The organism is Paraflavitalea speifideaquila, assembly GCF_032395985.1.
Lineage (GTDB): Bacteria > Bacteroidota > Bacteroidia > Chitinophagales > Chitinophagaceae > Paraflavitalea > Paraflavitalea speifideaquila.
In genome coordinates this window covers 715,599-739,890 of record NZ_CP135920.1, presented here as the reverse complement: position 1 = coordinate 739,890, position 24,292 = coordinate 715,599, and the positions used below count along the sequence as shown (strand labels likewise).

Below are 24,292 nucleotides of genomic sequence, written 5' to 3'. Positions count from 1 at the left end.
TGACTCCCTAACCTGGTGATGCACAAAAAATGTTTGAAATAAACTGGACAAAACAATTATCAGTGATATCGAACGTTAGTGCAACAGCAGGCAACCGCAATTCTCAAAAGATCGATCTCAGCCGAAGTAGTAGTGAAGGCAACTGCAACAGAATTCACAGATGTTGAAAAAATACTGTTCTGGTAAGGGTTACACTTTGTTAATTCGGATTATTTGCATCAATTTTGCAGGCATTATATTCATATCCAAAAATCTGACCTTTTAAAATGGGCTTATTCAACTTTTTTACCCAGGAGATTGCCATAGACCTGGGTACAGCCAATACCCTCATTATCCATAACGATGAAGTTGTAGTAAATGAACCAAGCATCGTTGCCCTGGATCGAAATAACCCCAAAACCGTACTGGCAGTAGGTAAGCGTGCCTTAATGATGCACGAGAAAACCCATGAAAGTATCCGCACAGTTCGCCCATTGAAGGATGGTGTAATTGCCGATTTTAATGCCGCCGAACTCATGATTCGGGAGATGATCAAAATGATCTATCCCAAAAACCTTTGTTTCCCCGAGCTGGCGCATGATGATATGCATCCCTTCCAGCATCACCGAAGTAGAAAAACGCGCTGTTCGCGATAGTGCCGAACAGGCAGGCGCCAAAGAAGTATACCTTTTACACGAACCAATGGCAGCGGCACTGGGTATCGGAATTGACGTGGAAGAACCCGTTGGTAACATGATCATCGACATTGGCGGTGGTACTACCGGTATTACCGTAATAGCCCTGGCAGGTATCGTTTGTGACCAAAGTATCCGTATCGCTGGTGACGAATTTACCGCCGATATCATGGAAGCCTTACGCCGTTACCATAGCTTACTCATCGGTGAGCGCACCGCCGAGCAGATCAAGATCAATATCGGCGCCGCCATGAAAGACCTCGACAACCCACCCGATGATATCCCCGTTAATGGCCGTGACCTTGTAACCGGTATCCCCAAACAGATCATGGTAAGCTACCAGGAAATTGCCGAAGCACTGGATAAAAGCATCTTCAAGATCGAAGAGGCCATCCTGAAAGCCCTGGAAATGACCCCTCCCGAACTGGCAGCAGATATCTACCGCCGTGGTCTATACCTCACCGGCGGCGGCGCTTTACTGCGCGGCCTGGATAAAAGACTTAGCCAAAAGATCAAATTACCGGTACATGTGGCCGACGATCCCCTGAAAAGCGTGGTACGCGGCACCGGTCTGGCTTTAAAGAACTATGAACACTATCCATTTGTAATGCGATAATAGGTGAAAAGCTGATAGGTGAACGGGAAAGGCATTTTTTGCCAGCTTTCAACTTATCGACCTTTAACCTTTCAATTGAAAAACTCTACATCAGGTGCGTAATATTTTCCTCTTCATCAGAAGGTACTTTAACTTCCTGTTCTTCATGGTGATGCAACTGGTGGCATTGTATATCCTGTTCCATTACAATCGCTTCCATGAAGCTGCCTTTATGGGCGTAGCCAATGAGGTAACAGGCCGGATCAATGAAAAATACAACAACATTGAGTATTACTTTAAGCTCAAAAAAGACCAACGAAGCCCTGGTAAAGGAAAATGAGCAACTACGCAACCAGTTACGTCAGAATTTCGAAGGTCCCGATACCACCCAACGCATTCAACAGGACACCATTGCCTATGATACCCTGGGCCACTATCGCAAATACCTTTTCCGCGCTGCCAAGGTGATCAATAACTCAGTTAATTTCCAAAATAACTACTTTACCATCCATCGCGGCGAAAATCAAGGCATTAAAGAGATATGGGCGTTCTCAGCCCCTCCGGCGTGGCCGGTACCGTCGTCTTTACCAGTAAGAACATGGCTGTTGTTATGAGCTTACTCCACAGCCAGAGCCGCCAAAGCGGTAAACTGAAAAAGAGCGGTGAAACAGGCCAGATCTTTTGGGATGGCCTCAACCCTTCTTACCTCACCATGACCAACCTGCCCAAAAGTATGCAGGTGAATAAAGGAGATACCATTATTACCAGCCAATACTCCAGCCGCTATCCCCAGGGAGTCATGATCGGTACAGTAGCAGAAATAGTGGACGACAAATCCAGTAATTTCTACACCCTTAAATTGAAAACAGCCACCGACTTCTATAACTTAGAGCATGCAACCGTAGTAGAAAACCTGCAAAAGGATGAGCAAAAAAGCTGGAGGATCAAATAAAAACCAATGAGTGATCTAGTTAAAAATATAATCCGCTTCGCTTTATTCATATTCATCCAGGTGTATGTATTATTTCAAATACCTCCCATACACCGCTTTGTAGTACCGTATATCTATTTTCTATACATCCTGTGGTTGCCTTTCAGGATCTCCCGCGGAACCTTAACCCTGGTGGGTTTTCTTTTGGTCTTACACTCGACTTTTTACCAGCACTCCAGGCCTGCACGCCGCCCCTTGTGTATTGATTGCCTACCTCCGCCCTTTTCTGATCAATATCCTGATACCACAGGAAGGTGCAGAACAAAACTATAAATCGCCTTCCATTACCAGTATGGGATTAGCTCCCTATGCTACCTACATCCTTATTTTAACCTTGCTGCACAATACATGGCTTGTCATTTTGGAATGGATCCAATTTGGCTCCTTCTGGTACTTCCTCGGTAAAGTACTGGCAACTACCGGTGTCAGTTTATTGTTAATACTGATCACCGAATTACTGTTTTACCGTAAAGAAAAATTCAGGACCAATACCGCTTAACCAGTCCCTGCTATCCTATGGCGCTATTTAACCAATCACGCAGCAATATAATCCGGCTCATCTTCGTGGGTATATTCTTCATTGTATTGGTTCAACTACTCAATCTGCAGGTATTCTCAGGTAAATACCAGCAGCTGGCCATGGACAATGCCGTTTTTCCCAAAGTAAAATACCCCGATCGCGGTATCATCTTCGACCGGAAGAACAGGGCCATCCTCAACAATACCATCATGTATGACCTGGTGGTTACCCCCAACGAATCCAAACAGACTGACACTTTCAGCCTTTGTGAAATATTAGAAATCGACACCGCCGAATACAGGAAGCGAATGTTGGAAGCCCGCTTTAAGAACGGCCCTTACCGCCCTTCTATTTTTGAAGATCTGCTCACTCCCGAATTACATGCCCGCTTGGACGAAAACATCTGGAAATTCCCTGGCTTTGCCCTGGTTGAAAGGCCTGTACGCGTATATCCATTCAATGCTGCAGCCCACATCTTAGGTTATATCGGAGAAGCCGATTCCTCCATCATCAAAAGATCACGTGGATTTTACAGAATGGGTGACTATGTGGGCCGCAGTGGTTTGGAATCCTACTACGAATCTGTACTGATGGGCCAACGTGGGGTACAGTACATGATCAAAGATAATCGCAACCGCCTGGTAGGTAGCTACGAAAACGGCCGCTTTGATACATCCGCCGTCGCAGGCCGTAACCTGCGCACCTCCATCGATATGGACCTGCAGCAACTGGCCGAAAGGCTTATCAACAATAAAGTAGGCGCCGTTGTGGCCCTCGATCCTAAAACTGGCGGCATCCTCGCCATGGCCTCTGGCCCAACCTATGACCCCAACAGCCTTACCGGCCCCAATAAACAAAAGAACTATGGTCAACTGACGCTTGATGTGGCTGGCCCCTTGTTGAATAGAGCCATTCAGGGTAATTATGAACCAGGCTCTACTTTTAAACCCCTGGGCGCCCTGGTGGCCCTGGATGAAGGGGTGATCACTCCGTCTTATGGGTATCCTTGCCCCGGCCGCTATTTCGGTTGTGGACATGGTAAACCAGCCTGTACACACAGCAATCCCGGGCATGCGGCCAACCTCCGTTTAGCCATTGCCAACTCCTGTAATTCTTATTTTGTACAGGTATACAGAATGGCTGTTGACAATCCCCAATACAGGGGCGTTAAAAAGGTTATGAAAAATGGAAGGAATACATGAATGCCTTTGGCCTTGGACAACGCACGGGCGTAGACCTTACCAGCGAACTGCCTGGCCTGATTCCCGATACATCCCGCTACAATACCGTTTATCGCGGATCCTGGAACTCCTGTACCAATCTTACTTTGGGCATCGGTCAGGATATGATGCAGTCTACCCCACTCCAATTGGCCAATGCTATCTGTATCATCGCCAATAAAGGATATTATTATACCCCGCATTTTGTACAACAAATCGACGGACAAACCGCCAACGATACCATACTCAATAAATTCAAGGCTAAGCATGAAGTATTGACCCAAATTTCAGATGAAGCTTACGAAGCTGTACACAGCGGTATGCAGCAGGTAATTGAAGGCACTTCTTCCAGGGCAAAAGTACCCGGCATCACCATTTGTGGTAAAACCGGTACGGCCGAAAAATACCGTATCATCCAGGGCAAGCGCATTAAACTCGAAAACAATTCAGTATTCGTTTGCTTTGCACCCCGGGAAAATCCTAGAATTGCACTGGCCGTAGTAGTTGAAAACAGTGGCTTTGGTAATACCTGGGCCGCCCCCATTGCAGGCCTCATGCTGGAAAAATACCTGAAAGACAGTCTACCAGCCGAAAGACTGAAGGAAGTAGACAGGATAGCTCATTCCAGCCTCATGCCTTCCTATATTCCCTATCTGCAGTACATCGAAGATTCGGCCAGGGCCTCTAACTGGTTGCAACGGTACAGAGACAGCTCCGCAATAAAAAGTTCCAGCGGGAACGGACGCGACCTCCTTTTCCCAGGTCTAAAGAATCGAAATCTTCCGTGCGGCATTCACTTGGCGCTGTTATACCCGATCCCAGATTATTCATTAAAAACCTTACCGCATAAATTGGTATGAGCCAACGAAATCCTGCTATATCCAAAGGAGTTGACTGGGTCCTTATCTGGCTTTACCTGGCCCTGGTAGCCATCGGCCTGTTAAGCATTTTCTCAGTCACCTGGCGCGAAGGAGATAGTGTAGTGCAGAGCTTTATCGGATTCAAAACCGACTATAGCAAGCAATTCTATTTTTTCCTTGGCTCGCTAACACTCGGCTTGTTCATACTACTCACAGATAGTAAGTTCTTTACGGCAACCGCCAATATATGGTATGCGGTAGGTATTTTCCTGCTCTTATTGGTATTCCCCTTTCATACCGAAGTTAAAGGTACCGAGTCCATCATACGCCTGGGAGGATTTAACCTGCAGCCAGCCGAACTGATGAAAGTCTTTGTGAACCTGGCCCTGGCCAAGTACTTATCGCGGGTAGAAACAGATTTCAGCACACCCCGTTCGCACCTCATTGCATCGGCCATCATATTGGTACCTGCCGCCATTACCATTGCCCAAAAAGAAACAGGCCTCGCCCTGGTATTCTTTGCCTTCTTCCTGGTCATGTTCCGCGAAGGTTTTCCCGCTGGCTACCTGATCGCAGGTTTCTCTATCGGTGTACTGGTAGTGGCGACCCTGCTGGTAGATAAGATCATTTTAGCCCTTGTTCTTTCGGCCATTGCTGTAACCATGATCTATTTCATGCGCAAGCAGATCAAACGTCAAAGAAAATTACTCCTGTCCGTCATTGCTATATGGGGTCTAAGTATCATAACCATTGTATTTGTAGTACCCTTCCTGTTTACCAAAGTATTGCAAAAACACCAGGTAGAACGTATATTCTCCCTGATTGGTAAAGAGAACCCATATGCCAAGCTCAACACCGTAGAAGGAGAAGAAGCTCCCACTACCAGTAAAAAGACACCGACTACAACGTACGTCAAAGTAAAATTGCCATTGGTAGTGGTGGCTTTAAAGGAAAAGGGCTCCTAAAGGGTACCCAAACCCGCTTTGACTTTGTTCCGGAACAACGTACCGACTTCATATTCTGCACCATTGGTGAAGGCTTTGGTTTTTTAGGCTGCACCCTGGTATTGGGTATCTATCTCTTCCTATTACTACGGATCGTAAACATTGCCGAGCGACAGCGAAGCGTATTCAGCCGGTGTTATGCCTATGGCGTAGCCTCCGTATTTTTCTTTCATATTGCCATCAATATTTGTATGACCATAGGTTTGGCTCCCGTAATCGGTATCCCATTACCTTTTATAAGTTATGGCGGTACTTCATTGCTCACTTTCTCCACCATGTTATTCATCTTGATCCGACTTGATGCCGACAGGCAAATGGTTTTGCGATAAAAAAACTCCATGGCCCTCTTCAACCAATCCCGTAGCAATATTCTCCGGGTGATCTTCCTCGGGATATTCCTTATTATTGTAGCCCAACTGCTTAACCTGCAGGTATTCTCAGGCAAATACCAGCAATTGGCCATGGACAATGCTGTTTTTCCTAAAGTAAAATACCCCGACCGGGGCATCATCTTCGACCGGAAGAACAGGGCCATCCTTAATAACACCATCATGTATGATTTGGTAGTTACCCCTCAGGAGGCAAAACAAACAGACGTAGCTGGTATTTGTGACATATTGGGTATCGACACTGCTGAATACAGGCAGCGAATGCTGGATGCCCGCTTTAAGAATGGCCCTTACCGCCCGTCTATTTTTGAAGACCTGCTCACACCCGAATTACATGCCCGTCTGGAAGAGAGTATCTGGCAGTTCCCTGGCTTTGCCCTCGTAGAACGGCCAGTTCGCACCTACCCATTCAATGCCGCCGCCCAAATCCTGGGATATATCGGCGAAGCCGATTCAATGATCATCAAACGTTCACGTGGCTATTATAGAATGGGTGATTATACAGGTATAAGTGGATTGGAATCTTACTATGAATCGGTTTTGATGGGCCAGCGCGGGGTACAACACATGATCAAGGACAACCGCAACCGCCTGGTAGGTAGCTATGAAAACGGCCAATTTGATACAGCCGCTATTGCTGGCCGTAACTTGCACACCTATATCGACATGGAACTGCAGCAACTGGCCGAAAAACTCATCGACCATAAATTGGGTGCAGTGGTAGCCCTGGATCCAAAAACAGGCGGCATCCTGGCCATGGCCTCTGGACCTACCTATGATCCCAACAGCCTTACCGGTCCCAATAAACAAAAGAATTATAGTCACCTGGCGTTGGATGTAGCTAGCCCCTTGTTTAACCGGGCTATTAAAGGACAGTATCCTGCCGGATCAGCGTACAAGCCTTTAGGTGCTCTCGTAGCTCTGGAAGAAGGGCTTATTACACCTGCCAGCGGCTATGATTGCCATGGAGCCTATTTTGGGTGTAACAGACCTGTTAAGTGCATGGAAAAATGGGCCGGCCATGCCACCAACCTACGCCAGGCCATTGCCTGGTCCTGTAACTCCTTTTTTTCTGAAGTGCTCAAAAAAACGATCGACAATCCCCAATACCACGATGCCCGGAAAGGGCTTACCAAATGGAAAGAATATATGACCGCATTTGGATTGGGCCATCGCATAGGGGTTGATCTGCCCAGCGAAGACGGAGGTAATATTCCCGATACCAGCCAATACGATAAAGAATATCGCGGATCATGGAACTCCTGTACGATGACCGGCGGTGGCCTCGGCATTGGCCAGGATAAAATGACCATCACGCCTTTGCAAATGGCCAATGCCATGTGTATTGTAGCCAATAAGGGATTCTATTATATCCCTCATTTTGTAAAATCGCTGGAAGCCGAAACCGTTAAAGACACAGCTTTGCTGAAAAATACCGCACCAAACACGAAGTACTTACCCATATTCCTGACAATGTATATGAAGTGGTGATCAGCGGGATGCAGGATGTGGTAGACCTGGGAACAGCCAGGGTGGCCAGGATACCCGGTATTAATATCTGCGCCAAAACCGGTACGGCCCAAAACAAAATGGTATTGGATGGGAAGGTGATTGAGCTGAAAGACAATTCTATGTTTGTGTGTTTTGCCCCCGTGAAAATCCTACCATTGCCGTGGCGGTAGTGATCCAGAATGGGGGCACAGGTGCTGCCTATGCAGCACCCATCGCTTCTTTAATGGTTGAAAAATATTTAACCGATACCTTAAGAACCGAGCGGCTCAAAGAAGTGGACCGCCTTGCAGGCACAAACCTCCTTCCTTTTTACCTGCCAAGGTTACAATACAAGGAAGATTCATTACGCGCCAGAAGGTGGTTTAAAATGACGAATGACAGCAATTATATTCGCAAATACACCACCAGGCGCTAAATCGTACTACAATAAAAAAATACCTGCAACTTTGCAGGATGAAAATCATTCCACTTAGCGAAGGCACTTTCACAATCGACAAATCAAAGCTGTTCGTACCTTTTGATCTCTCTTCGGATGAGTTGCAACAAAGACCCACCGGCAGTTTACTGGTAGAAGTACAGCCATTTGTGGTGATTACTTCTGAAGATGTGCTGCTGCTGGATACAGGTCTGGGATTCACCACAGCATCCGGCAAACTTCAGCTTCATGAAAACCTGATCACTAATGGCATTAATCCTTCCGAGATCACAAAAGTATTAATGACCCATCTTCATAAAGATCATGCAGGTGGTGTGAGCAATCCCGATTTCACCTCGGCCCTGTTGAGCTTTCCACAGGCTAAATATTATATCCAACGAAAGGAATTTGAATTTGCCTTCGAGAAAGGCTTTCCATCCTACATACCTGAAGAGCTTGAATCACTACGTAATGCCCCACAGGTTACCTGGCTGGATGGCAATGGAGTTATTGATGGATACATCAAATATGAAATTACAGCGGCTCATAGCCCCTGGCACCAGGTATATTGGATAGTAGATGGTGGCGAAAAGGTGTTTTTGGCGGTGATGATGCCCCTCAACTACAGCAAATGCGCAGCCGCTTTGTAGCTAAGTATGATTTTGATGGTAAGAAATGTATGGAATTGCGTCAGCAATGGTGGAAACAGGGAGAAGAAGAGAAATGGACCTTTCTTTTTATCATGATGTAAAGAATCCAGTATGGCGTTTTTAGAGTACATGAGCGCGTAATAAATGATAGTGAATTCCGCAATTATATCTCGTAAAAACCACAATGATATATGATAAATGGATATAATAAAAAAGGGGCCCGGATAGAAATCCAGCCCCGTTTTTAAAATCCAATATCCTATGAAAAACCATTGTAAAAATAGTGAATCATACCCACAAAACAATACCTGATAGTGGGTATTTTAAAAAAAAATTGTCTCCAGGATTGCCCAGAATTGTCCTCATTTTTAGGGGTTACGTACTTCCTGTAATTAAAAAGAAAAGGCACCGTAAAACTACGGTGCCTCAATTAAATATTATCATTAAATTTAATAGGACCAGAGATCTTGTTCATAATTAAAGATCTTCTCCCGGATGTTTTCGCCTTCCAGCAAAGCAAGGATCGGGTCTTTAATGTATGATTTAATGAATTCGTCGTTCGGATTACTGATCGTAGATTTAATAATCCGGCTGGCGAACATCCGGCTTTCAAACAATTCCTCCCAGCTCATGCGGGCGCCAAAGTTTTTACCATTATACACTTCATGTTTGGCAAAAATAGGCCGCAGATCGGGATAGTAGATCAAAAAACAGGCGTTACGTCACGGAAAGATCCGTCTTCATTCGTTACTGTTTTCAGGGGAGCTATACCCAGGATCCGCACATGCATTCTGGAAGACTCCTTGTCAAATACCCAGTCTTCCTTGATCCAATATCTTTCAACTTTATCGGGATTAAATTCCTCGATGATGGTTGTATCCCTCATGATGCCTTTAGAACCATCTGGATCCTGATTAAGATCGGGTACAGAAATGATCCTTGGCTTGGCAACCAGCTGTTCAGAAATCTGGCTGTAGGTCATGGGAGTGGTAAACCGGTCATCTTCGGAAGAGAAGGCAGTAATGCTGTCGTTTTTAATGGCGGCCAGCAAAATATTAATGAACCGTTGGTTACCCTGGTCACCATCTGCCTTGTAAATAAAAGGCAGGTTCATTTTTCGTGTACATCGATCTCTCTCCATACACGCTGCAGATAAGCCGCATCATCTTCGCGAATGTGCTCATAGCTAAGGGAATCCGGTCTTTCACCAGGTTCCGCTCAATGGCATTGTCATTGCGCAATGACCGCTTTATGGTAGCCAATTTTATTTCCGCAGGAGGAGCCGCCGGCTTAACAGTATCCACCTTGGGAGGTGCAATGGCTGCTGCATTGTTCTCAGCATTGTTATTCCTGCTGGCATTACCACCTTTAGGCTTAGTAGCAGCTGCCCGCTTTTAGCTGGCCTGTTAGGCTTTTTCACCTGCGCATCGACTTCAACAGTAGCAAATGCCATCACTGTGAGCAACAAACACAATTTGATAATACGGTTCTTCATTATCCCTGTTGTTTAAAATGTTATTATTTAAGCGTGAACTGCAAACCTGGGATCTCTTGTTGCCTTCCATCAGGACCAATAACATTGATCTGATCAAAGAATACACGTGTACCAGGGCCAGTACGGCCGATCAGCGCTTCTGCAGCTCCCGACCAGCGGTTACCAGTGTTTACCTTTTCGTCATAGATCTGGATGGGACCACCTACTGCACCTACCCGGTAGCTCACTACCTTATAAGGAGCTTCGAAGTCAGAATCCAGTTTTGCAATCACAGCGCCAATGGCTTTCAGCTCAGCAGAAGAAATATTACCGCCTTTTTAGCACCTACAAAGGCTGTAGGAGGAGGCAGGAATTTAACCCGCATAGGGAACTCAAATGGCTTACCGTCGGCAACTACAGTGATCTTAGCCAAACCAGGAGCAGTGGGCTTGATAAAGTAGCTATCGCCACTTTTTCTGTTAACCGGGGCTCCACCAGAGAAACTAACTCTTACTTTTTCGCTACCTACACTACCACCAGAAATGGTGAGCGGGTTTTCAACGCCTACATACAGTACGTTCATTTTTTCCAGGAACACAGAAGCTCCTGAAGGAACACCTACTGTATAGTTGAGTTTCTTATTAACAGTGGCTATAGAGCCATCAGGTTTAGCATACTCAATACGAACGTCTACACCATGGCTACCAGTACCACTGGCAGTTGTTTTGAAGACGGCAGTACCTTCGGCAGTTAATGTCTGCGCCTGACCATTGATAAATATCTTAGGTTTGGCTGCGGCACTAAATGCACCTACCCCGGCAGTGATCTCGATAGCGTCACCAGGCATGGCATAAGTAGTATTGGAAGTAGCAATAGCCTGGAACTCATCATATACGATCTTCACCGTACCAATCTGGTTGTGCAGATAATCTACCATTTGAGATTCAGAACCTTTTACATCGTTCTGAAATTTGCTCAGGATAGTTAATGCAGCTACCGTAGGCGTCATGTGAAAGTAATTGGTAGTCCAGCCTTTTGCATCATTGCTGTATTCTTTACCACTTTGACTTTTGGGCACATTCATGTTAATAGGAATTGACTTTTGGAAACCTTCAATATCCTTTTTGATCTGTGCCTGCAAAGAGGGATTGTCTTTAAATTCATCAGCATTGAGTACAGCGATCACCTGTGTTTTATAGGCGGTCAGCTTGTCGTACAATTCTTTACCTTTTCCTTCTTTGTCCATTAAAGCGGTAGGGGCATCGAGGTTGTCTTCAGAGTAATGTTCAACACCATCTTTGATCTCCAACTTGGATTTTTCTTCATATCCAGCTTGAGGTTCTCAATGTAGGTGTACAGGTCAGCAGACAGTTTTTTTTTACCTGTTCGGCTTTAGGTGCCCAAATCTCAGCTTTCGCTTTAGTTTGGGGTCCTTTAATTTTTCAGAAAAGGAAGTATAAGTAAGGTTGGTTTTCTCAGTAATTACCGCATTTGAATTGGCAATACTGGTATTTACAACTTTAAAGGCATTGAGAATCTCTGATGATACATTTAGTGCCAGCAGGGCTGTAAGCACCAAATACATCATGTTGATCATCTTCTGTCGGGGCTCTTTGGGTAGACCCATAGATTTAGGTTTTTCAGTTTAAACAATTCTTTTTAGGGAGCTTCTTTGGTTCATGGATACAGGATTTTAATAACCCTTTACTTTAGCGGCCTTGCATAGCGCTGAGCATATTGCCGTAAACTGTATTCAGGCTGCTTAAGTTGCCAGCCAGTTTGGCAATTTGTTCGTGTGCTTTCTTGGCATCATCTACGCTTCCTTTCATGGTTTGAGAAGCCTCAGCCAGGTTGCTGTAGAAGGTGTTCATCGCTTTCAGGTGGTTATTGGTATCCTGCAATTCCAGTTCATAAATAGCATTCAATGAACCTAAATTCTTGGTCAACACCTGTACCTGCTCGTGGAATTGTTTTGTACTGTCTGCAGCATGATTAAAATGCGTAATGGTAGCGGTAGCACCCTGGTAAGCATTTTTCATGGTTTCCAATGCGGCAGAAGCCTCTTTTGTTTTAGCTGAATAATCACTGGTTGCTTTTACAGCATCCGATACATCAGCAATCTTGTCAACAGAAGTGCCTAATTTCTTAAAGCCATCGCTCAATTTGCTCAGGTTAGCCGGCGTAATGTCAGCCTCCTGGAGCATTTTATCCATTTTATCCAGTGCTGGGTTTCCTGCTGATGATGCACCGCCAGCCAGTTTGGGTAATGCTTCTGCAATAGCATGCATTTCGGAACCGGGAGGGGGTAATATTGCATACACCACGAAGATAACAGCTTCAGTTATGAGGCCGGCTGTTAGGAAGAAGTCAGCAAGCGCCTGGTGAGTAATTTTTGCCAGGCACCAAAGATTACGATAGCAGCGCCCATACAAACTACTACATTCACCACTCTTTCGGTTGATTTAGAAACTCCAGCCATAATTTTAATTGTTTAAATGGTTAGAAAACGGATTTTATAGGGTTAAATTAGAGAAAACAATACTATATAGTCTTGATCGCAGTGTATAACATTGCCATCAATAACGGGTTAAGCAGCCAGAAAAGTACTCGGAAGCAGCATTTTATTTTCTCTGCATCGGAGGCAAGTCAATTACACAACGGAAGCCAATGTAAGACTTAGCAGTATCCATGTACTCGTAATTACGGGTGCTGGTTTGCAGGAAATAACCCACATCTTTCCAGCTACCGCCACGAATAACTTTACGTTTCATACGGGGAGGATCAGCGTCATCCGCATTAAAGCGAATGTCTGGGTTCATATCGTGTTGGAAGTTGTAAGCACCTTCATAATACATGGAAGAAGTCCACTCCGCCACATTACCTGCCATGCAATACAGACCGAAGTCGTTGGGCCAGTAAGCATCGGCACGTACTGTATAGAAACCACCATCTTCAGGGTAGTTACCACGGCCGGGTTTAAAGTTGGCCAGGAGACAACCCTTTTTGTTCCGGAGATAGTAGTTACCCCATGGGAACATGGATTGTGAACGGCCGCCACGGGCTGCATATTCCCACTCTGCTTCCGTAGGCAGGCGGAAATCTGATTCCGTTGGTCGCTTTTTGCTTTCGAGGAATGAATTGAGGTAATGCGTTCTCCACTCACAGAAAGCAGTAGCCTGCTTCCAGCTAACACCTACTACCGGATAATTACCGAAGGCAGGATGCGAGAAATAACGCTTGGTCATGGGCTCATTGTAAGAATAGCTGAAATCGCGTATCCAAATCAATGTATCGGGATAGATCTTCACATCTTTCTTCCTGATGAATTTGGAACGGGGAACGCCAGCATTTTCTCTTTTAGCAGCCTCCTTAAGATCGAAGGTCTCAGAGTGATATTCAAGCTTGTTGGGGTCAATTTCTTTTTACCAAAGATCCTATTCTCAGGACTCAGGATCATTTGGTCCATCTTTTCAATGGTTGCTTTGTCATTCCATTTGATGGTCTTGGCTTTCTTCCAATCAATCACAAAAACACCATCCACTTCTTTACCATATTGCAGTCGAACAGCGGCCGTGGAGTCGCGCACCCATTGTACAAACTGGCGGTATTCATTGTTGGTGATTTCAGTGGCATCCATCCAGAAGCCATTAATGGATATCTGTTTGTTCCTTGCAGTATACGCATAGTTTACATCCTCATCACTGGGTCCCATATGGAAGGTTCCAGGTGGTATGTAGACCATGCCGGGGGCTTGGTCAAATTGTACTTGGCTGCCGGAGATACACCATGAAGCTGGCCATCGCTCGGCAATCCTTTGATGACTTCCCCAGCCCACATCCTGTAGCAATGGAAAACATTGCCGCAACGGCTGTAAAGGCGGATAGGTTTTTCATTTTCATCATATTAAAGGGTATTGGGCAAAAATAATGTTTTACCGACTTCATCACAAGTTTAGAATTTATTTTTTAAAACTGCAATACAGAACTCCAGCATAGGAATAAACGATGCTTGAAACCAGATTATTGTATTCTGAAAAAGATTAAGTTTTACACATTTTCCATTAATTGGACCAATGCATCTGCCTCATTTACAGGCTGTTGGCAAGCATAGGCCTGGCACAGAAAAATAACTGTGCCGGCTGAATAAGGCTTATTGGCCAACAGGGGAAATTCCTGATTTGAGGGTTCAGAGGGAGCGGATTGAAGTACGTGGATAGGTATGAATCGTCGTAAAACATCCTCGCGAAGCATTGCAAAATTCCCGCCAATAATCGCTATCTCAGGGATAGTATAAGTAAGCGCCTGGATCATCGTTGCCCATACGCCAAATGACCCCGGATACCTACTTACTGTTTGCTGCAACAAGGCACAGATCTGAACACTTCGCTCACGCCACCCGGGTACATCAAAAATAATACCCAGGCAATAAAGGTTAATGGCCATCACTGCATTGCCCGAAGGCACAGCCCCATCATACACTTCCTTTTACGTACGATAATATCGGCCTGTCCGGTTGGTGTAAAGTAGAAAAACCCGTATCAGTCTCACTAAAATTATCAAGTACATGGGTTGTAAGGGCCCGTGCCTGCTCTAAATAGGCCTTATTGCCAGTAACCTCCTGTAGCTGCAACAATGCCTGAATAAGGCAAGAATAATCGTCCAGGAAGGCGGGATACCTGGCCACACCCTCTTTGTAAGTATGGTGAAATGCCCCATCCGGCCCCTGAAAACGTCCCAACAAAAAGCCATATTCCGTTCCGCCAGCTCCCGGTACAGATCATCTCTCAAAGCTGCAGCAGCCTTGCAATAAGCATGGTTCATAAGGGCATTCCAACCCAGCAATTGCTTATCATCCAACAAGGGCCTGATCCGCCGGTTCCTATATTGCATCAATAGGCCACGGCACCGATCCATCCGGTGCCATAACTCCTCCACGGAGAGGTGGTGTTGGGTGGCAAACACCTCCGGGGCAGTTTTAATGTTCAGTATATTCTTATGCTCCCAGTTACCCGTTTCACTTACATCATAGAATGCGCAAAACAACTCCGCATCTTTCCCAAGCAAGGCATCTACCTCCTGTTTGTCCCACACATAGTACTTTCCCTCCAACCCTTCACTATCCGCATCAAGAGCCGAATAAAAGCCAAATTCGGGCGACAGCATTTCACGTTCTGTAAAAGCAAGGGTTTGACGGATCGCCCGCTCGTATAAGGGCTTGTGGGTGAGTTGATAAGCCTCGCTTAAAACAATTACCAGCAAGGCATTATCGTACAGCATTTTTTCAAAATGAGGTACTAGCCAATCGCCGTCTGTAGCATATCGGGCAAAACCGCCCCCACCTGGTCATAGATACCGCCTTGTATCATCTTATCTAAACTTAAACAGGCTTGCTCCAGCGCAGCAGGATTTTTAGTGTAGTAGTAATGATGCAGCAGGAATTGAATAGTAAAAGTTTGGGGAAACTTGGGCGCCCGGCCAAACCCTCCCTCTTCCTGGTCGGCATTCTTCATGATGTTGGTAAACATCAGCAAAGTCTTATCCTTGCTAAAAGTAGTGGGAAGGTCAATTGCCAGCTCTGTCACCTGCTGCAGACCAAATTCATTCGATCTTACCAGGTGCTGGGTGAGGTTTTCCGCCTGGTCTTCAATGGCCTGTCGTTTATCCCGGAAGGCATTGGAAACCCCGGTAAGTACATCCTTCCAGGAAGGCCGGTTGGCCACCGGCCGGGGTGGAAAGTAGGTGCCTCCGTAAAAGGTTTACCGGCAGGCGTAAGGAAAACATTTAAGGGCCAGCCCCCGCTGCCCGTCATCGTTTGCACAGCATCCATGTAAATATGATCCAGGTCGGGGGCGCTCTTCCCGGTCGATCTTGATATTGATAAAATGCTCATTCATGAGCATAGCCGTGTCTTCATCCTCAAAGCTCTCCCTTTCCATCACATGGCACCAATGACAGGCTGCATAACCAATACTGACCAGGATGGGCTTATTTTCCGCTTTTGCCCTGTCAAGCGCTTCTTCACCCCAGGGATACCAATCCACGGGATTATGGGCATGTTGCAATAAATAGGGACTACTTTCTTTGATAAGCCTATTTGTGGCCATAAAAGGTCAGATTGAGTATTGAAAATTGAGCATTGAACATTACCCGCAAAAGTGCTCAATGTTCAACATACTCCCGATGAATATCGGGACAATTCGCAATAAAATAAAACGACCTTATTTTTTTCTTAAAAATACCCGACAGGTATTGTTCCAGGGCGGCTACCATGGAAGGTGCCTGTGGTTGGGGAGCTTTAATGTCCAAAGTAAGACCGGCATCTTCAATGGCGCGGGATGTATTGCTACCAAAAGCGCCAATACGTGTACCATTTTGCTTAAACCGTGGACAGTTATCAAAGAGGCTTTTTACACCGCTGGGGTGAAAAACAAATAATATCGAATTCGGTATTGTCCAGCACTTCTTTTACATCATTGCTGATGGTGCGGTACATAAAGGGCGTTGCATAGCCACAATTGTTACTCTTCAGCCAGCCCACGATCTCATTATCCTGCTGATTTTCAGAGCATGGGTAGAGGAATTTCTCGTTCTCTTTGTGCTTGTTCACTACATCAAACATGCTTTTATTGGTGCCATCGGCCCCATAAAACACTTTGCGTTTGCGATAGAGGATGAATTTTTGGAGATATAAGGCGACAGCCTCGGTAATACAGAAGTATTTGGTATCCTGCGATACACTTACTTTCATTTCTTCACAAATACGGAAGAAATGGTCAATAGCATTGCGGCTGGTGAATATGACAGCAGAGTATTGCGCAATTTCAATCTTTTGGCGGCGGAATTCCTTGGAGGGAATACCGTCTACGCGGATAAAAGGATGAAACTGCAATTCCACACTGTACTTCCTGGCAAGCTCGAAGTAAGGTGATTTGTCGGTCTCTGGTCTAGGTTGGGTGATCAATATTTTTTAATCACACTAATCGAATTAGGATCAGTTGCTACGTTTTTAGCCCCGTTTTTTACCATATTTGTGCCGTATGGATTTGCAAATTAATAACTTCTTTCCACAAAAATCAATAACACCTTGTAAATCAGCAATAGGGGTGCTATTTCAAAGGCGCAAAGGTATACAAAAAAATGGAACCGACTTACCTTTATTTCGCTTCGTATTGGTTTATAAGAGATTATGAATCGATAAGCCAGTGATAATGCCAACATTATGAATGCCAGCGTCATTGTAACCGGTAAAAACGACCCATACGGGAAGGCCATCAGTATCAAAACCGGCACCAGGATAATACCGACCATCTTATTAACCATAAAGATGATAAATATGTAAGTATCGGTTGCATTGCTCACATTGAAGATCCAGCCGATTATTTTGAGAATGATGAACTTACCCAGGTAGATGGCCAACACCAAAAGACACCCATAACCCCATAATATCCACAGGTTTTGTTCGGGTGTTAGCTGAAAATATAAGGCCACAAAGGCCAGAAACATCCCGCCTGCACACACAAAAAGTACATTCAGGAATAAGGAAGGTAAGGGGCCTGCGACAATTGCTCCCGGAGTTGCTGCTGTCGCATAGTGGCACGGAAGAACAGGGTGGTAATATTGCTCAGGTACTTATAGAAGAATATCCGGATAATGGCATAGTAAAACAGGAGCCCAAAGAGAAAATAGAATAAAATATCCGTGTTGAAAGCCCCGTCATTCTTTAACAGCAGTACCCGGGTATGGCCCTTGAGTTGATAATAGGGATGGTTGCGTAAAACTGCCTGAAAGCCTTCCAGGGTATTTTCGGGCGGGTGATCTTCCTTAGGCAGGATGGCCAATGGAGCCGCCGTGTCTCGCTGAATAGTATCCTTTATGGCTTTAACTGGGGGCTGAATGATTTTCGCACTGGTATCTACCTTTTTCCTGACAATGGGCGTTTTTTTTGATACTGGTGTCTTTTTTACCACAGTGTCCTGCGGCTTTGGAATGGCTGTATCAGGTTGCCGCACAGTAGAATCACCCTGAACTTGTGCATAGGAATACTGGAGTAGCAGGATACAATAAAAGACAAGTAGTACAATTTTTTTCACCAGCAATAATTGGGTGGGCAAAAGTATTAAGAATCCTGAACAATGAATGGAGAACGACAAAGTATATCAATTCATTATCCAAAAAGACAGAAGTTTGTGTAAGAACAAGTAGCCCAGGAATAGGCAGTGCCCCAACAAATGGGATCATCATGTCAAAGCAGGAATGCCGAACTACCTACCAGGCCGATTGAAACCCTAGAAATAGTTCACATACCCAAAATGGATCTTGGCCTGCCGGAGGTTGAATTTGGCATCATCCCGTTTTCCTGCTGCGTAAGAAATATTGAAGATACCCGCCTTGGTTTCAAATGCCATTCCTAGCCCAAGTCCCAAATAAGTATTGCTCTTGTTTACCGAGGGCAAGGTATTTTTGCCCAGCCCAGGTCGGTAAAGGCAAACAAAAAGGAATTCTGGCCCAACAAATAACGGTATTCAACCGTGCCCACTGCATAACGGGAGGCAAATATGCTTTCTTCATCAAAACCACGTAGTAAACGATAACCTCAATCTGGAACAATTCATTCCTGAAAATGCTGGGACTCTGGAACCAGGCCCCGTTTACCGCTGTTTTGAGGGTAGAAGCCCGCGTAAGCCTGAAATAATGGGCAGCAGCCAGCTTAACCTTGAACTGATAGGCGTTCATATTCACCGTATCATACAAGCTATTAAAATTGAAACTGGGATCAGCGGCATCCCTGAGCTTAACAATGGAACTGTTCTTATTGATCTTTTTTTGGTGCCTGCTGAAACATTGATCACAAATTCATTACCCCTGCGTGGATTATACCGGTAATCGGTATTGAACCACTCATAATTGATCCCTACATTCACCGACCTGACATCAGCTTCTATCGGCAAGCGACGCGAATTCTTAACCTGCAATGTATCAACTGTTAACAAGCTGGTACTCAGGTTTTGAATGTATACACTGCCCGTTTGATTGGAAGAAAGGGCATATTGCAGGCCCAGCAGCAGGCTAATATTTACAAATGAAGAATCCTTTTAAAGAGATCAAACCCAAAGTTGATGCCGAAAGGGGTATTAAATAGATAAGGATAGGCAAAAGAAAGGTTGAGCCGGGGAGATTTCACCTGTATCTGCTGCCAGTTTAATCCGATGGTTTCACCGGCGCCGAAGGCATTCTTTAGATTAATGGTAGCTTCGCCCGTAACCAATAATTTGTTGCTCGCCAATTGATCATTGGCTGGTAAAAACCCACCAACACATTGATCTGGCTGCTTTTTTTAGGAGCCAGGTAAAGGTTCAGGATAGAACCCGTTCCCAATAAAGTCATATCCCAGGGTTGCTGTTCTTGTACATAGGGCAGCTCACTGAGTTTTTACTCACCATTTGCAACTTCTCTTTTTTGAAAATAGTACCATTGGGGATACCCAGGTATTGTTGCAAAAATACCGGCGAAAGCTTGGCATTTCCCTTATTATAGATGCTGTCAATCTTGTACAAAGGGCCTTTCTCCACCTTTAAGGTAGCCTGGAAAGTATTTTCCTGCAAGGTTATACTATCCAGTCTGGTACTGGCAAAGGGGTAGCCATTGTTTTCCAGGTAATCCAGTATTTTCTGTTGCAGGTTTTGAAGTTGCTGAAAATCCAACGGCTTTTGAACACTTATTTTTCCCTCCCCAGTTCACTTGTTCCAGTATTTTGCGGTCGACAGAATCAGTGTTTATCCGTGTCCATTTCAGCGGCTCTCCCACAAATAGCTTGATGGTGGCAAAAAGCGTATCATAATACACACTGTCTATCGAAGCTGTGGGATATCCCTTGGATTGAAGGAGTGCGGGTATATTGCTTACATATTCGGCACAAAGCCGGTCATTCTTGAAATCGGTTTGCAATTTCAATTTTTGGTGCACAAATGCAGAATCCCTGTCTACGGAAAGGATGTGTAGCCGGTATTGCGCCTGGAGTAGCATGGGCAATAGGAAGAAGATGACAAAAGGGCCTTTCTGTGCATGTTCTGATATACTGCTACCTTTGTCATCATCCATTTCAAAAATTGAACTGTAATATCCGATAAAAATACGGAACGCAATGGCAGGCATTTACCTACATATACCCTTTTGCAAACGTGCGTGTCATTATTGCAACTTTCATTTCTCTACCTCCCTGAGCCTAAAGAACGATTTTTAACCGCTTTATTGAAAGAGATCGAACTCCGGCCAGAATACCTGCAAGGAGAACAGGTAGAAACCATTTATTTTGGCGGGGGTACGCCTTCCTTATTGGAAAAAGAGGAACTCCAAAGCATATTAACCTCCCTTCACACGCATTATACCGTCAGCAACGATGCCGAAATAACCCTGGAAGCCAATCCGGATGATATAAGTGAACCCACCTTATTGCATTGGCAACAGGCGGGGATTAACCGGCTGAGCATGGGTGTACAATCTTTTTTGAAGAAGACCTGCAATGGATGAACCGGGCACATACTGCCCGGCAAGCTATCGACAACCTGCAACTGGCCCTCCATCATTTCAACAACCTTACCATTGACCTGATCTATGGCACCCCCACCCTTACCGATGAGCGGTGGAAGCAAAATGTAACCCAGGCTATCAACCTGGGCATTCCACACCTTTCCTGTTATGCATTGACAGTTGAACCTAAAACCGCGCTGGACAGTATGATCCGCAAACACCAGGTGAGCAATGTAGAGCCCGACGATCAGGCCAGGCAGTTCCTGCAGTTGATGGACTGGACAGCAGCAGCGGGTTATGAACATTATGAGATCTCTAATTTCGCTTTACCAGGACACCGCAGCCGCCACAACAGCGCCTACTGGCAAGGTGCCCACTACCTGGGCCTGGGCCCTTCGGCTCATTCCTTTAATGGACAAAGCAGGCAGTGGAATATAGCCAATAATGCCCTGTATATTCAATCATTGAAACAAGGTACCATACCTTTTGAGGTGGAGACCTTAACAGCCGACCAACGGCTGAATGAATACATCATGACTTCCCTGCGTACAATGGAAGGCCTTAGCCTCCAGCAGGTACAACAATTAAGTGGAGAAAAAGGCAGTAAGGCATTGCTAAAAAACAGTTCCCGCTTTATCGAGCAACAGTTATTGCAGGAAAAAGACGGGCGGCTGGTACTAACCAAACAAGGGAAACTCTTTGCCGATGGGATTGCAGGCGATTTGTTTGTATAAGGAAACATCAACATAAACAAAATATCCAGGGTACTATCACCTATATGTAATTGAAGTAATACTTGCTAACGATCAATGCTGCCGCTTGTGGCTTTTGAGGTATTTGACCAGTTCCACTACGGAGAGTACCCCTACTATGAGGAGTATCGCAATGGGGCCATATGATTGAAATGAGAGGGGCATAATATTGTATGTAAGTTACATTTTTAGACCAGTACCTCTTCTATTAGTTTAAAGCCATCTCCAGGTTTAACATTTTGCCATAATATGTTATAAACGGCAGTTGCAATGGGCATGTCGGCCTGTATCGTTTGATTAATATCAAAGATGCATTTGCAGGCATAGTACCCTTCTGCTACCATGTTCATTTCCAGTTGGGTAGCCTTTACGGAATAGCCTTTACCGATCATATTACCAAAAGTGCGGTTACGGCTGAACAAGGAATAGCAGGTTACCAGCAGATCCCCCAGGTAAACAGACGCCGAATAATTGGCCGCTTTACGGTGGGTAATGGGATCTTCTTCATGGATACCCACTTCAATATGCTGTATGCCTACCTTTTTAAGAAAACCAGCCATTTCATCGGCACAGTTGGCAATAAGTACACTTAGGAAATTATCACCATACTCCAGTCCATGCGCAATACCCGCTCCCATAGCATAAATATTCTTCAGGATCGCGGCATACTGCACGCCATATACATCATTATTAACTACCGTATTGATGTATTCCGTCTTAAAATAAGTCGCTATTGCTTCAGCAAATGTTACATCCACCCCGAAAAAGTGAGGTAAGACAATTTTTCCGCTGCCACTTCTTCCGCATGACAGGGGCCCATTACTGTAAAATAATCTGATTGAGGCAGGTCATATTCCGCTGCCAGGTAATCATTCAGCAGCAGGTTCTTTTGTGGCAGAATGCCTTTTACAGCCGAGATGACCTTTTTCCTTTAAAGGCATTTTTGTCCAATTGCTGCAAAGTGTCCAATAAATAAGCCGATGGCACGGCAATCAGCACACAATCGCTGTTGGCTACTACCGACGCTACATCAGTACTGAGGGTTAATAAGGAAGTATCGAAATATACGGAATGCAGGTAATGGGGATTGTGGTGCCTTTGTTGCAGGTGCTTAACCACCCCCTCTTTACGTATATACCAGTGAATGGGGTTTTTATTATCAGTAAGGATCTTTGCCAATGCTGTTGCCCAGCTACCGCTGCCAATAACTCCTACGCTCATGGATATCGTTATTTGGCCCAAAAGTAAGTAGGAAAGTCCGAAAGTTGGAAAGTCTGCTGAATGCCTAAAAGGAAGTGGTGACACCTATCTCTAGAGAGGTGACACGGCTTTCGTATAAAGGTGAGTCACCCTGCAGCGCTGCTACGCCGGGCAGCAGGGCTGTTGTGTACCCACAAATAATAGCTTTGTGACTATGAATCAAAGCAATTATAATTACTTATTCGGGGATAAACGAATAGAGCGTCGCGGGGAACAATTACTAAGTTCTTTATTTCGAGCAGGTTATAGTAGTATTCAATCGATATCCAATAGTCGTGCAGAACAAAAAGGATATTATCGTTTTTAAAGAATGATAAAGTACAAGAAGACCTGTTGATCAGGGAGATGGTAGAGCGTTGCGGTAAGGTAAGTGCTGGCAATGTAGTTTTATCGATACAGGATACCACCGAGATCAATCTATGTGATCATAGTGGACGGATCCTCTATGATGAGAGTCTTGGTCCGATCAACGATACGATAAGAGGGATAGGCTTTAAGTTACATCCGAGCCTGGTAATAGATGCCCGAACGAGCTATCCCTATGGGTACTCGGGTATTGAGGTGTGGTCCAGGGAGCATCAGAGACAGGAAGTGTCGCATTATGTTCAGCAGCGCATGAGTGTATCAGAAAAGGAGAGCCAGGTATGGGTGGATTCCAATGAACAGACTTACAAGAGCCTGTCGGCAGCCCAGGCAGTGATCATTATTCAGGACAGGGAGGGCGATTTTTATGAACAGTTTGCCATGGCTCCCCAGGATGGCAAGTTCTTTTTGCTGGTACGCAGCAACCATAACAGGCGGCTGGAACAGGGTGTAAAGCTTTGGGATCATATAGAGGGATTGCCCGTAGCGGGTCATTATAGGACAACCATCAGCTATCAGCATAAAGACAAAACCAGGAAAAAGAGGGAGGCTGACATAGCCGTAAAAATTGGCAAAGTAAAGTTAAAGAAGCCTCATAAGAAGGCAGCGTCCATGCCAGGGTCATCGGTACAGTTAACCGTAATAGAGGCGCGGGAGGTAAACACAGACTTTGAAGACCCGATATTATGGCGTCTATATACTACCTGGCCGGTAGAAGACTTTGAACAGGCCCATACGGTGATAGAATGGTACAGATGCAGGTGGTTTATCGAGGAGGTATTTAAAGTGCTAAAAAGGAATGTTTTAATATTGAAGGCAGTGAGCTGGAAAGTGGTTGGAGCATCCGCAAACTTACCCTCATGCTGCTGGACACGATCATTAAGTTGTTTCAGATGTCAATTGCCTACGGTATGGAGGAAGGGGATAGTCCTGATACGGGAACAATGTTTGAGGATGAGGAAGTAGCGTGTTTGGCAAATATCAATAAAAAGGTACAGGGCAAAACAGAGAAACAATCAAATCCCTTTCAGCAGCAAAACTTAGCCTGGGCATTTTGGATATTAGCACGACTGGGGGATGGAAAGGA

At 45.1% G+C, this 24,292-nt stretch carries 40 protein-coding genes and 2 pseudogenes; 19 read left to right on the top strand and 23 right to left on the bottom strand.

The features are described from left to right. The first annotated feature begins 266 nt into the window (after nt 1–266). The 14 genes from RS881_RS61505 to RS881_RS05190 all read left to right on the top strand — a co-directional run bounded on the left by RS881_RS61505 (nt 267) and on the right by RS881_RS05190 (nt 8,830). Nucleotides 267–635 (top strand): rod shape-determining protein, encoded by a 369-nt coding sequence (locus tag RS881_RS61505; protein ID WP_315820105.1) that lies wholly within the window; start codon nt 267–269, stop codon nt 633–635. Beyond that, nucleotides 577–1,290 carry a rod shape-determining protein gene (locus tag RS881_RS05250; RefSeq protein WP_315820104.1) on the top strand — a complete coding sequence of 238 codons (714 nt, stop codon included), beginning with the start codon at nt 577–579 and terminating at the stop codon, nt 1,288–1,290. The genes RS881_RS61505 and RS881_RS05250 overlap by 59 nt, the downstream gene beginning before the upstream one ends. A 94-nt stretch (nt 1,291–1,384) precedes the next feature. Continuing rightward, nucleotides 1,385–1,609, top strand: coding sequence for a hypothetical protein (locus tag RS881_RS05245; protein ID WP_315820103.1), 225 nt, complete (start codon nt 1,385–1,387; stop codon nt 1,607–1,609). Next, a complete protein-coding gene (locus RS881_RS05240) occupies nt 1,554–1,883 on the top strand; it encodes a hypothetical protein (RefSeq protein ID WP_315820102.1) in 330 nt (109 codons plus the stop codon). The genes RS881_RS05245 and RS881_RS05240 overlap by 56 nt, the downstream gene beginning before the upstream one ends. After that, complete coding sequence (gene mreC, locus RS881_RS05235; RefSeq protein WP_315820101.1) at nt 1,811–2,221, top strand: rod shape-determining protein MreC; 411 nt, start codon at nt 1,811–1,813, stop codon at nt 2,219–2,221. The genes RS881_RS05240 and mreC overlap by 73 nt, the downstream gene beginning before the upstream one ends. A 241-nt stretch (nt 2,222–2,462) precedes the next feature. Then, complete coding sequence (locus RS881_RS05230; RefSeq protein ID WP_315820100.1) at nt 2,463–2,759, top strand: hypothetical protein; 297 nt, start codon at nt 2,463–2,465, stop codon at nt 2,757–2,759. Nucleotides 2,760–2,776: 17 nt separating this feature from the next. Then, on the top strand, nt 2,777–3,982 hold the full coding sequence (locus RS881_RS05225; RefSeq protein WP_315820099.1) for a penicillin-binding transpeptidase domain-containing protein: 1,206 nt from the start codon (nt 2,777–2,779) through the stop codon (nt 3,980–3,982). Further along, nucleotides 3,979–4,860 carry a penicillin-binding transpeptidase domain-containing protein gene (locus tag RS881_RS05220; protein ID WP_315820098.1) on the top strand — a complete coding sequence of 294 codons (882 nt, stop codon included), beginning with the start codon at nt 3,979–3,981 and terminating at the stop codon, nt 4,858–4,860. Before RS881_RS05225 ends, RS881_RS05220 begins: the two co-directional genes overlap by 4 nt. After that, nucleotides 4,857–5,825 (top strand): rod shape-determining protein RodA, encoded by a 969-nt coding sequence (gene rodA, locus RS881_RS05215; protein WP_315820097.1) that lies wholly within the window; start codon nt 4,857–4,859, stop codon nt 5,823–5,825. Before RS881_RS05220 ends, rodA (RS881_RS05215) begins: the two co-directional genes overlap by 4 nt. Further along, nucleotides 5,783–6,193: a rod shape-determining protein RodA gene (gene rodA, locus RS881_RS05210; protein WP_315824364.1), complete on the top strand. Its 411-nt coding sequence runs from the start codon at nt 5,783–5,785 to the stop codon at nt 6,191–6,193. The genes rodA (RS881_RS05215) and rodA (RS881_RS05210) overlap by 43 nt, the downstream gene beginning before the upstream one ends. 9 nt (nt 6,194–6,202) lie before the next feature. After that, nucleotides 6,203–7,744, top strand: a complete 1,542-nt coding sequence (locus tag RS881_RS05205; RefSeq protein WP_315820096.1) for a penicillin-binding transpeptidase domain-containing protein — start codon at nt 6,203–6,205, stop codon at nt 7,742–7,744. After that, nucleotides 7,738–7,935 (top strand): penicillin-binding transpeptidase domain-containing protein, encoded by a 198-nt coding sequence (locus RS881_RS05200; RefSeq protein ID WP_315820095.1) that lies wholly within the window; start codon nt 7,738–7,740, stop codon nt 7,933–7,935. The genes RS881_RS05205 and RS881_RS05200 overlap by 7 nt, the downstream gene beginning before the upstream one ends. Further along, nucleotides 7,926–8,180: a hypothetical protein gene (locus RS881_RS05195; protein WP_315820094.1), complete on the top strand. Its 255-nt coding sequence runs from the start codon at nt 7,926–7,928 to the stop codon at nt 8,178–8,180. Before RS881_RS05200 ends, RS881_RS05195 begins: the two co-directional genes overlap by 10 nt. Before the next feature lie 38 nt (nt 8,181–8,218). Then, the gene (locus tag RS881_RS05190; protein WP_315820093.1) at nt 8,219–8,830 is read left to right on the top strand and encodes an MBL fold metallo-hydrolase; all 612 of its coding nucleotides are present in this window, start codon (nt 8,219–8,221) and stop codon (nt 8,828–8,830) included. Nucleotides 8,831–9,279: 449 nt separating this feature from the next. Here the strand turns inward: RS881_RS05190 and porN are convergent. Then, nucleotides 9,280–9,944: pseudogene (gene porN, locus RS881_RS05185) on the bottom strand (type IX secretion system ring subunit PorN/GldN). 5 nt (nt 9,945–9,949) lie between these two features. Here porN and RS881_RS05180 point away from each other — a divergent pair. After that, the gene (locus tag RS881_RS05180) at nt 9,950–10,228 is read left to right on the top strand and encodes a hypothetical protein (RefSeq protein ID WP_315820092.1); all 279 of its coding nucleotides are present in this window, start codon (nt 9,950–9,952) and stop codon (nt 10,226–10,228) included. A gap of 120 nt (nt 10,229–10,348) precedes the next feature. Here RS881_RS05180 and RS881_RS05175 read toward each other — a convergent pair whose 3' ends face one another. The 19 genes and pseudogenes from RS881_RS05175 to RS881_RS05090 form a co-directional block, all read right to left on the bottom strand. Beyond that, nucleotides 10,349–10,597, bottom strand: coding sequence for a GldM family protein (locus tag RS881_RS05175; RefSeq protein ID WP_315820091.1), 249 nt, complete (start codon nt 10,595–10,597; stop codon nt 10,349–10,351). 14 nt (nt 10,598–10,611) lie between these two features. After that, the gene (locus RS881_RS59050; protein ID WP_350340091.1) at nt 10,612–11,613 is read right to left on the bottom strand and encodes a hypothetical protein; all 1,002 of its coding nucleotides are present in this window, start codon (nt 11,611–11,613) and stop codon (nt 10,612–10,614) included. A 69-nt stretch (nt 11,614–11,682) separates the two neighbouring features. Then, nucleotides 11,683–11,931: a hypothetical protein gene (locus RS881_RS59045; RefSeq protein ID WP_350340090.1), complete on the bottom strand. Its 249-nt coding sequence runs from the start codon at nt 11,929–11,931 to the stop codon at nt 11,683–11,685. 82 nt (nt 11,932–12,013) lie between these two features. Then, on the bottom strand, nt 12,014–12,649 hold the full coding sequence (porL, locus tag RS881_RS05160; RefSeq protein WP_315824362.1) for a type IX secretion system motor protein PorL/GldL: 636 nt from the start codon (nt 12,647–12,649) through the stop codon (nt 12,014–12,016). 11 nt (nt 12,650–12,660) lie between these two features. After that, nucleotides 12,661–12,783, bottom strand: coding sequence for a hypothetical protein (locus RS881_RS05155; RefSeq protein ID WP_315825055.1), 123 nt, complete (start codon nt 12,781–12,783; stop codon nt 12,661–12,663). 142 nt (nt 12,784–12,925) lie between these two features. Then, a complete protein-coding gene (porK, locus tag RS881_RS05150; protein WP_484557629.1) occupies nt 12,926–13,720 on the bottom strand; it encodes a T9SS ring complex lipoprotein PorK/GldK in 795 nt (264 codons plus the stop codon). Then, entirely contained in the window at nt 13,609–14,016 is a 408-nt protein-coding gene (locus RS881_RS05145; protein ID WP_315820089.1) for an SUMF1/EgtB/PvdO family nonheme iron enzyme, read from the bottom strand. Before RS881_RS05145 ends, porK begins: the two co-directional genes overlap by 112 nt. 334 nt (nt 14,017–14,350) lie before the next feature. After that, nucleotides 14,351–14,782 (bottom strand): YyaL domain-containing protein, encoded by a 432-nt coding sequence (locus RS881_RS05140; RefSeq protein ID WP_315820088.1) that lies wholly within the window; start codon nt 14,780–14,782, stop codon nt 14,351–14,353. Nucleotides 14,783–14,893: 111 nt separating this feature from the next. Next, a complete protein-coding gene (locus RS881_RS05135; RefSeq protein ID WP_315820087.1) occupies nt 14,894–15,580 on the bottom strand; it encodes a YyaL domain-containing protein in 687 nt (228 codons plus the stop codon). A gap of 17 nt (nt 15,581–15,597) precedes the next feature. Beyond that, a pseudogene (locus tag RS881_RS05130) lies at nt 15,598–16,112 on the bottom strand (DUF255 domain-containing protein). Further along, nucleotides 16,060–16,407 carry a DUF255 domain-containing protein gene (locus tag RS881_RS05125; RefSeq protein WP_315820086.1) on the bottom strand — a complete coding sequence of 116 codons (348 nt, stop codon included), beginning with the start codon at nt 16,405–16,407 and terminating at the stop codon, nt 16,060–16,062. Before RS881_RS05125 ends, RS881_RS05130 begins: the two are co-directional and overlap by 53 nt. A 290-nt stretch (nt 16,408–16,697) precedes the next feature. Continuing rightward, a complete protein-coding gene (locus tag RS881_RS05120; protein ID WP_315820085.1) occupies nt 16,698–17,264 on the bottom strand; it encodes a uroporphyrinogen-III synthase in 567 nt (188 codons plus the stop codon). A gap of 89 nt (nt 17,265–17,353) precedes the next feature. Then, nucleotides 17,354–17,806, bottom strand: a complete 453-nt coding sequence (locus RS881_RS59040) for a DUF4271 domain-containing protein (RefSeq protein ID WP_350340190.1) — start codon at nt 17,804–17,806, stop codon at nt 17,354–17,356. A gap of 26 nt (nt 17,807–17,832) precedes the next feature. Next, a complete protein-coding gene (locus RS881_RS05115; protein WP_315820084.1) occupies nt 17,833–18,393 on the bottom strand; it encodes a hypothetical protein in 561 nt (186 codons plus the stop codon). 195 nt (nt 18,394–18,588) lie between these two features. After that, the gene (locus tag RS881_RS05110; protein ID WP_315820083.1) at nt 18,589–18,726 is read right to left on the bottom strand and encodes a hypothetical protein; all 138 of its coding nucleotides are present in this window, start codon (nt 18,724–18,726) and stop codon (nt 18,589–18,591) included. Nucleotides 18,727–19,038: 312 nt separating this feature from the next. Next, a complete protein-coding gene (locus tag RS881_RS05105; RefSeq protein ID WP_315820082.1) occupies nt 19,039–19,293 on the bottom strand; it encodes a hypothetical protein in 255 nt (84 codons plus the stop codon). Nucleotides 19,294–19,376: 83 nt separating this feature from the next. After that, nucleotides 19,377–19,586, bottom strand: a complete 210-nt coding sequence (locus RS881_RS05100) for a hypothetical protein (protein ID WP_315820081.1) — start codon at nt 19,584–19,586, stop codon at nt 19,377–19,379. 97 nt (nt 19,587–19,683) lie between these two features. Further along, nucleotides 19,684–19,905, bottom strand: a complete 222-nt coding sequence (locus tag RS881_RS05095) for a hypothetical protein (RefSeq protein WP_315820080.1) — start codon at nt 19,903–19,905, stop codon at nt 19,684–19,686. A 7-nt stretch (nt 19,906–19,912) separates the two neighbouring features. Next, entirely contained in the window at nt 19,913–20,401 is a 489-nt protein-coding gene (locus RS881_RS05090) for a hypothetical protein (protein ID WP_315820079.1), read from the bottom strand. A gap of 84 nt (nt 20,402–20,485) precedes the next feature. Between RS881_RS05090 and RS881_RS05085 the strand changes: the two genes are divergently transcribed. Together RS881_RS05085 and RS881_RS05080 are read left to right on the top strand one after the other, a co-directional pair. Next, nucleotides 20,486–20,830, top strand: coding sequence for a radical SAM protein (locus tag RS881_RS05085; protein WP_315820078.1), 345 nt, complete (start codon nt 20,486–20,488; stop codon nt 20,828–20,830). Then, nucleotides 20,827–21,564, top strand: a complete 738-nt coding sequence (locus tag RS881_RS05080) for a coproporphyrinogen-III oxidase family protein (RefSeq protein WP_315820077.1) — start codon at nt 20,827–20,829, stop codon at nt 21,562–21,564. Before RS881_RS05085 ends, RS881_RS05080 begins: the two co-directional genes overlap by 4 nt. A gap of 206 nt (nt 21,565–21,770) precedes the next feature. Here RS881_RS05080 and RS881_RS05075 read toward each other — a convergent pair whose 3' ends face one another. The 3 genes from RS881_RS05075 to RS881_RS05065 are packed head-to-tail and all read right to left on the bottom strand — an operon-like array spanning nt 21,771 to nt 22,803. Continuing rightward, nucleotides 21,771–22,340 carry an NAD(P)H-dependent glycerol-3-phosphate dehydrogenase gene (locus tag RS881_RS05075; RefSeq protein WP_315820076.1) on the bottom strand — a complete coding sequence of 190 codons (570 nt, stop codon included), beginning with the start codon at nt 22,338–22,340 and terminating at the stop codon, nt 21,771–21,773. Beyond that, on the bottom strand, nt 22,331–22,459 hold the full coding sequence (locus RS881_RS05070) for a hypothetical protein (protein WP_315824361.1): 129 nt from the start codon (nt 22,457–22,459) through the stop codon (nt 22,331–22,333). Before RS881_RS05070 ends, RS881_RS05075 begins: the two co-directional genes overlap by 10 nt. A gap of 29 nt (nt 22,460–22,488) precedes the next feature. After that, on the bottom strand, nt 22,489–22,803 hold the full coding sequence (locus RS881_RS05065; RefSeq protein ID WP_315820075.1) for an NAD(P)-binding domain-containing protein: 315 nt from the start codon (nt 22,801–22,803) through the stop codon (nt 22,489–22,491). A gap of 193 nt (nt 22,804–22,996) precedes the next feature. Between RS881_RS05065 and RS881_RS59035 the strand changes: the two genes are divergently transcribed. Both RS881_RS59035 and RS881_RS05060 read left to right on the top strand, forming a co-directional pair. Further along, a complete protein-coding gene (locus RS881_RS59035; RefSeq protein ID WP_350339978.1) occupies nt 22,997–23,149 on the top strand; it encodes a transposase DNA-binding-containing protein in 153 nt (50 codons plus the stop codon). 26 nt (nt 23,150–23,175) lie between these two features. Continuing rightward, a complete protein-coding gene (locus RS881_RS05060; protein ID WP_315820074.1) occupies nt 23,176–24,171 on the top strand; it encodes an IS4 family transposase in 996 nt (331 codons plus the stop codon). The last annotated feature ends 121 nt before the right edge of the window (nt 24,172–24,292 follow it).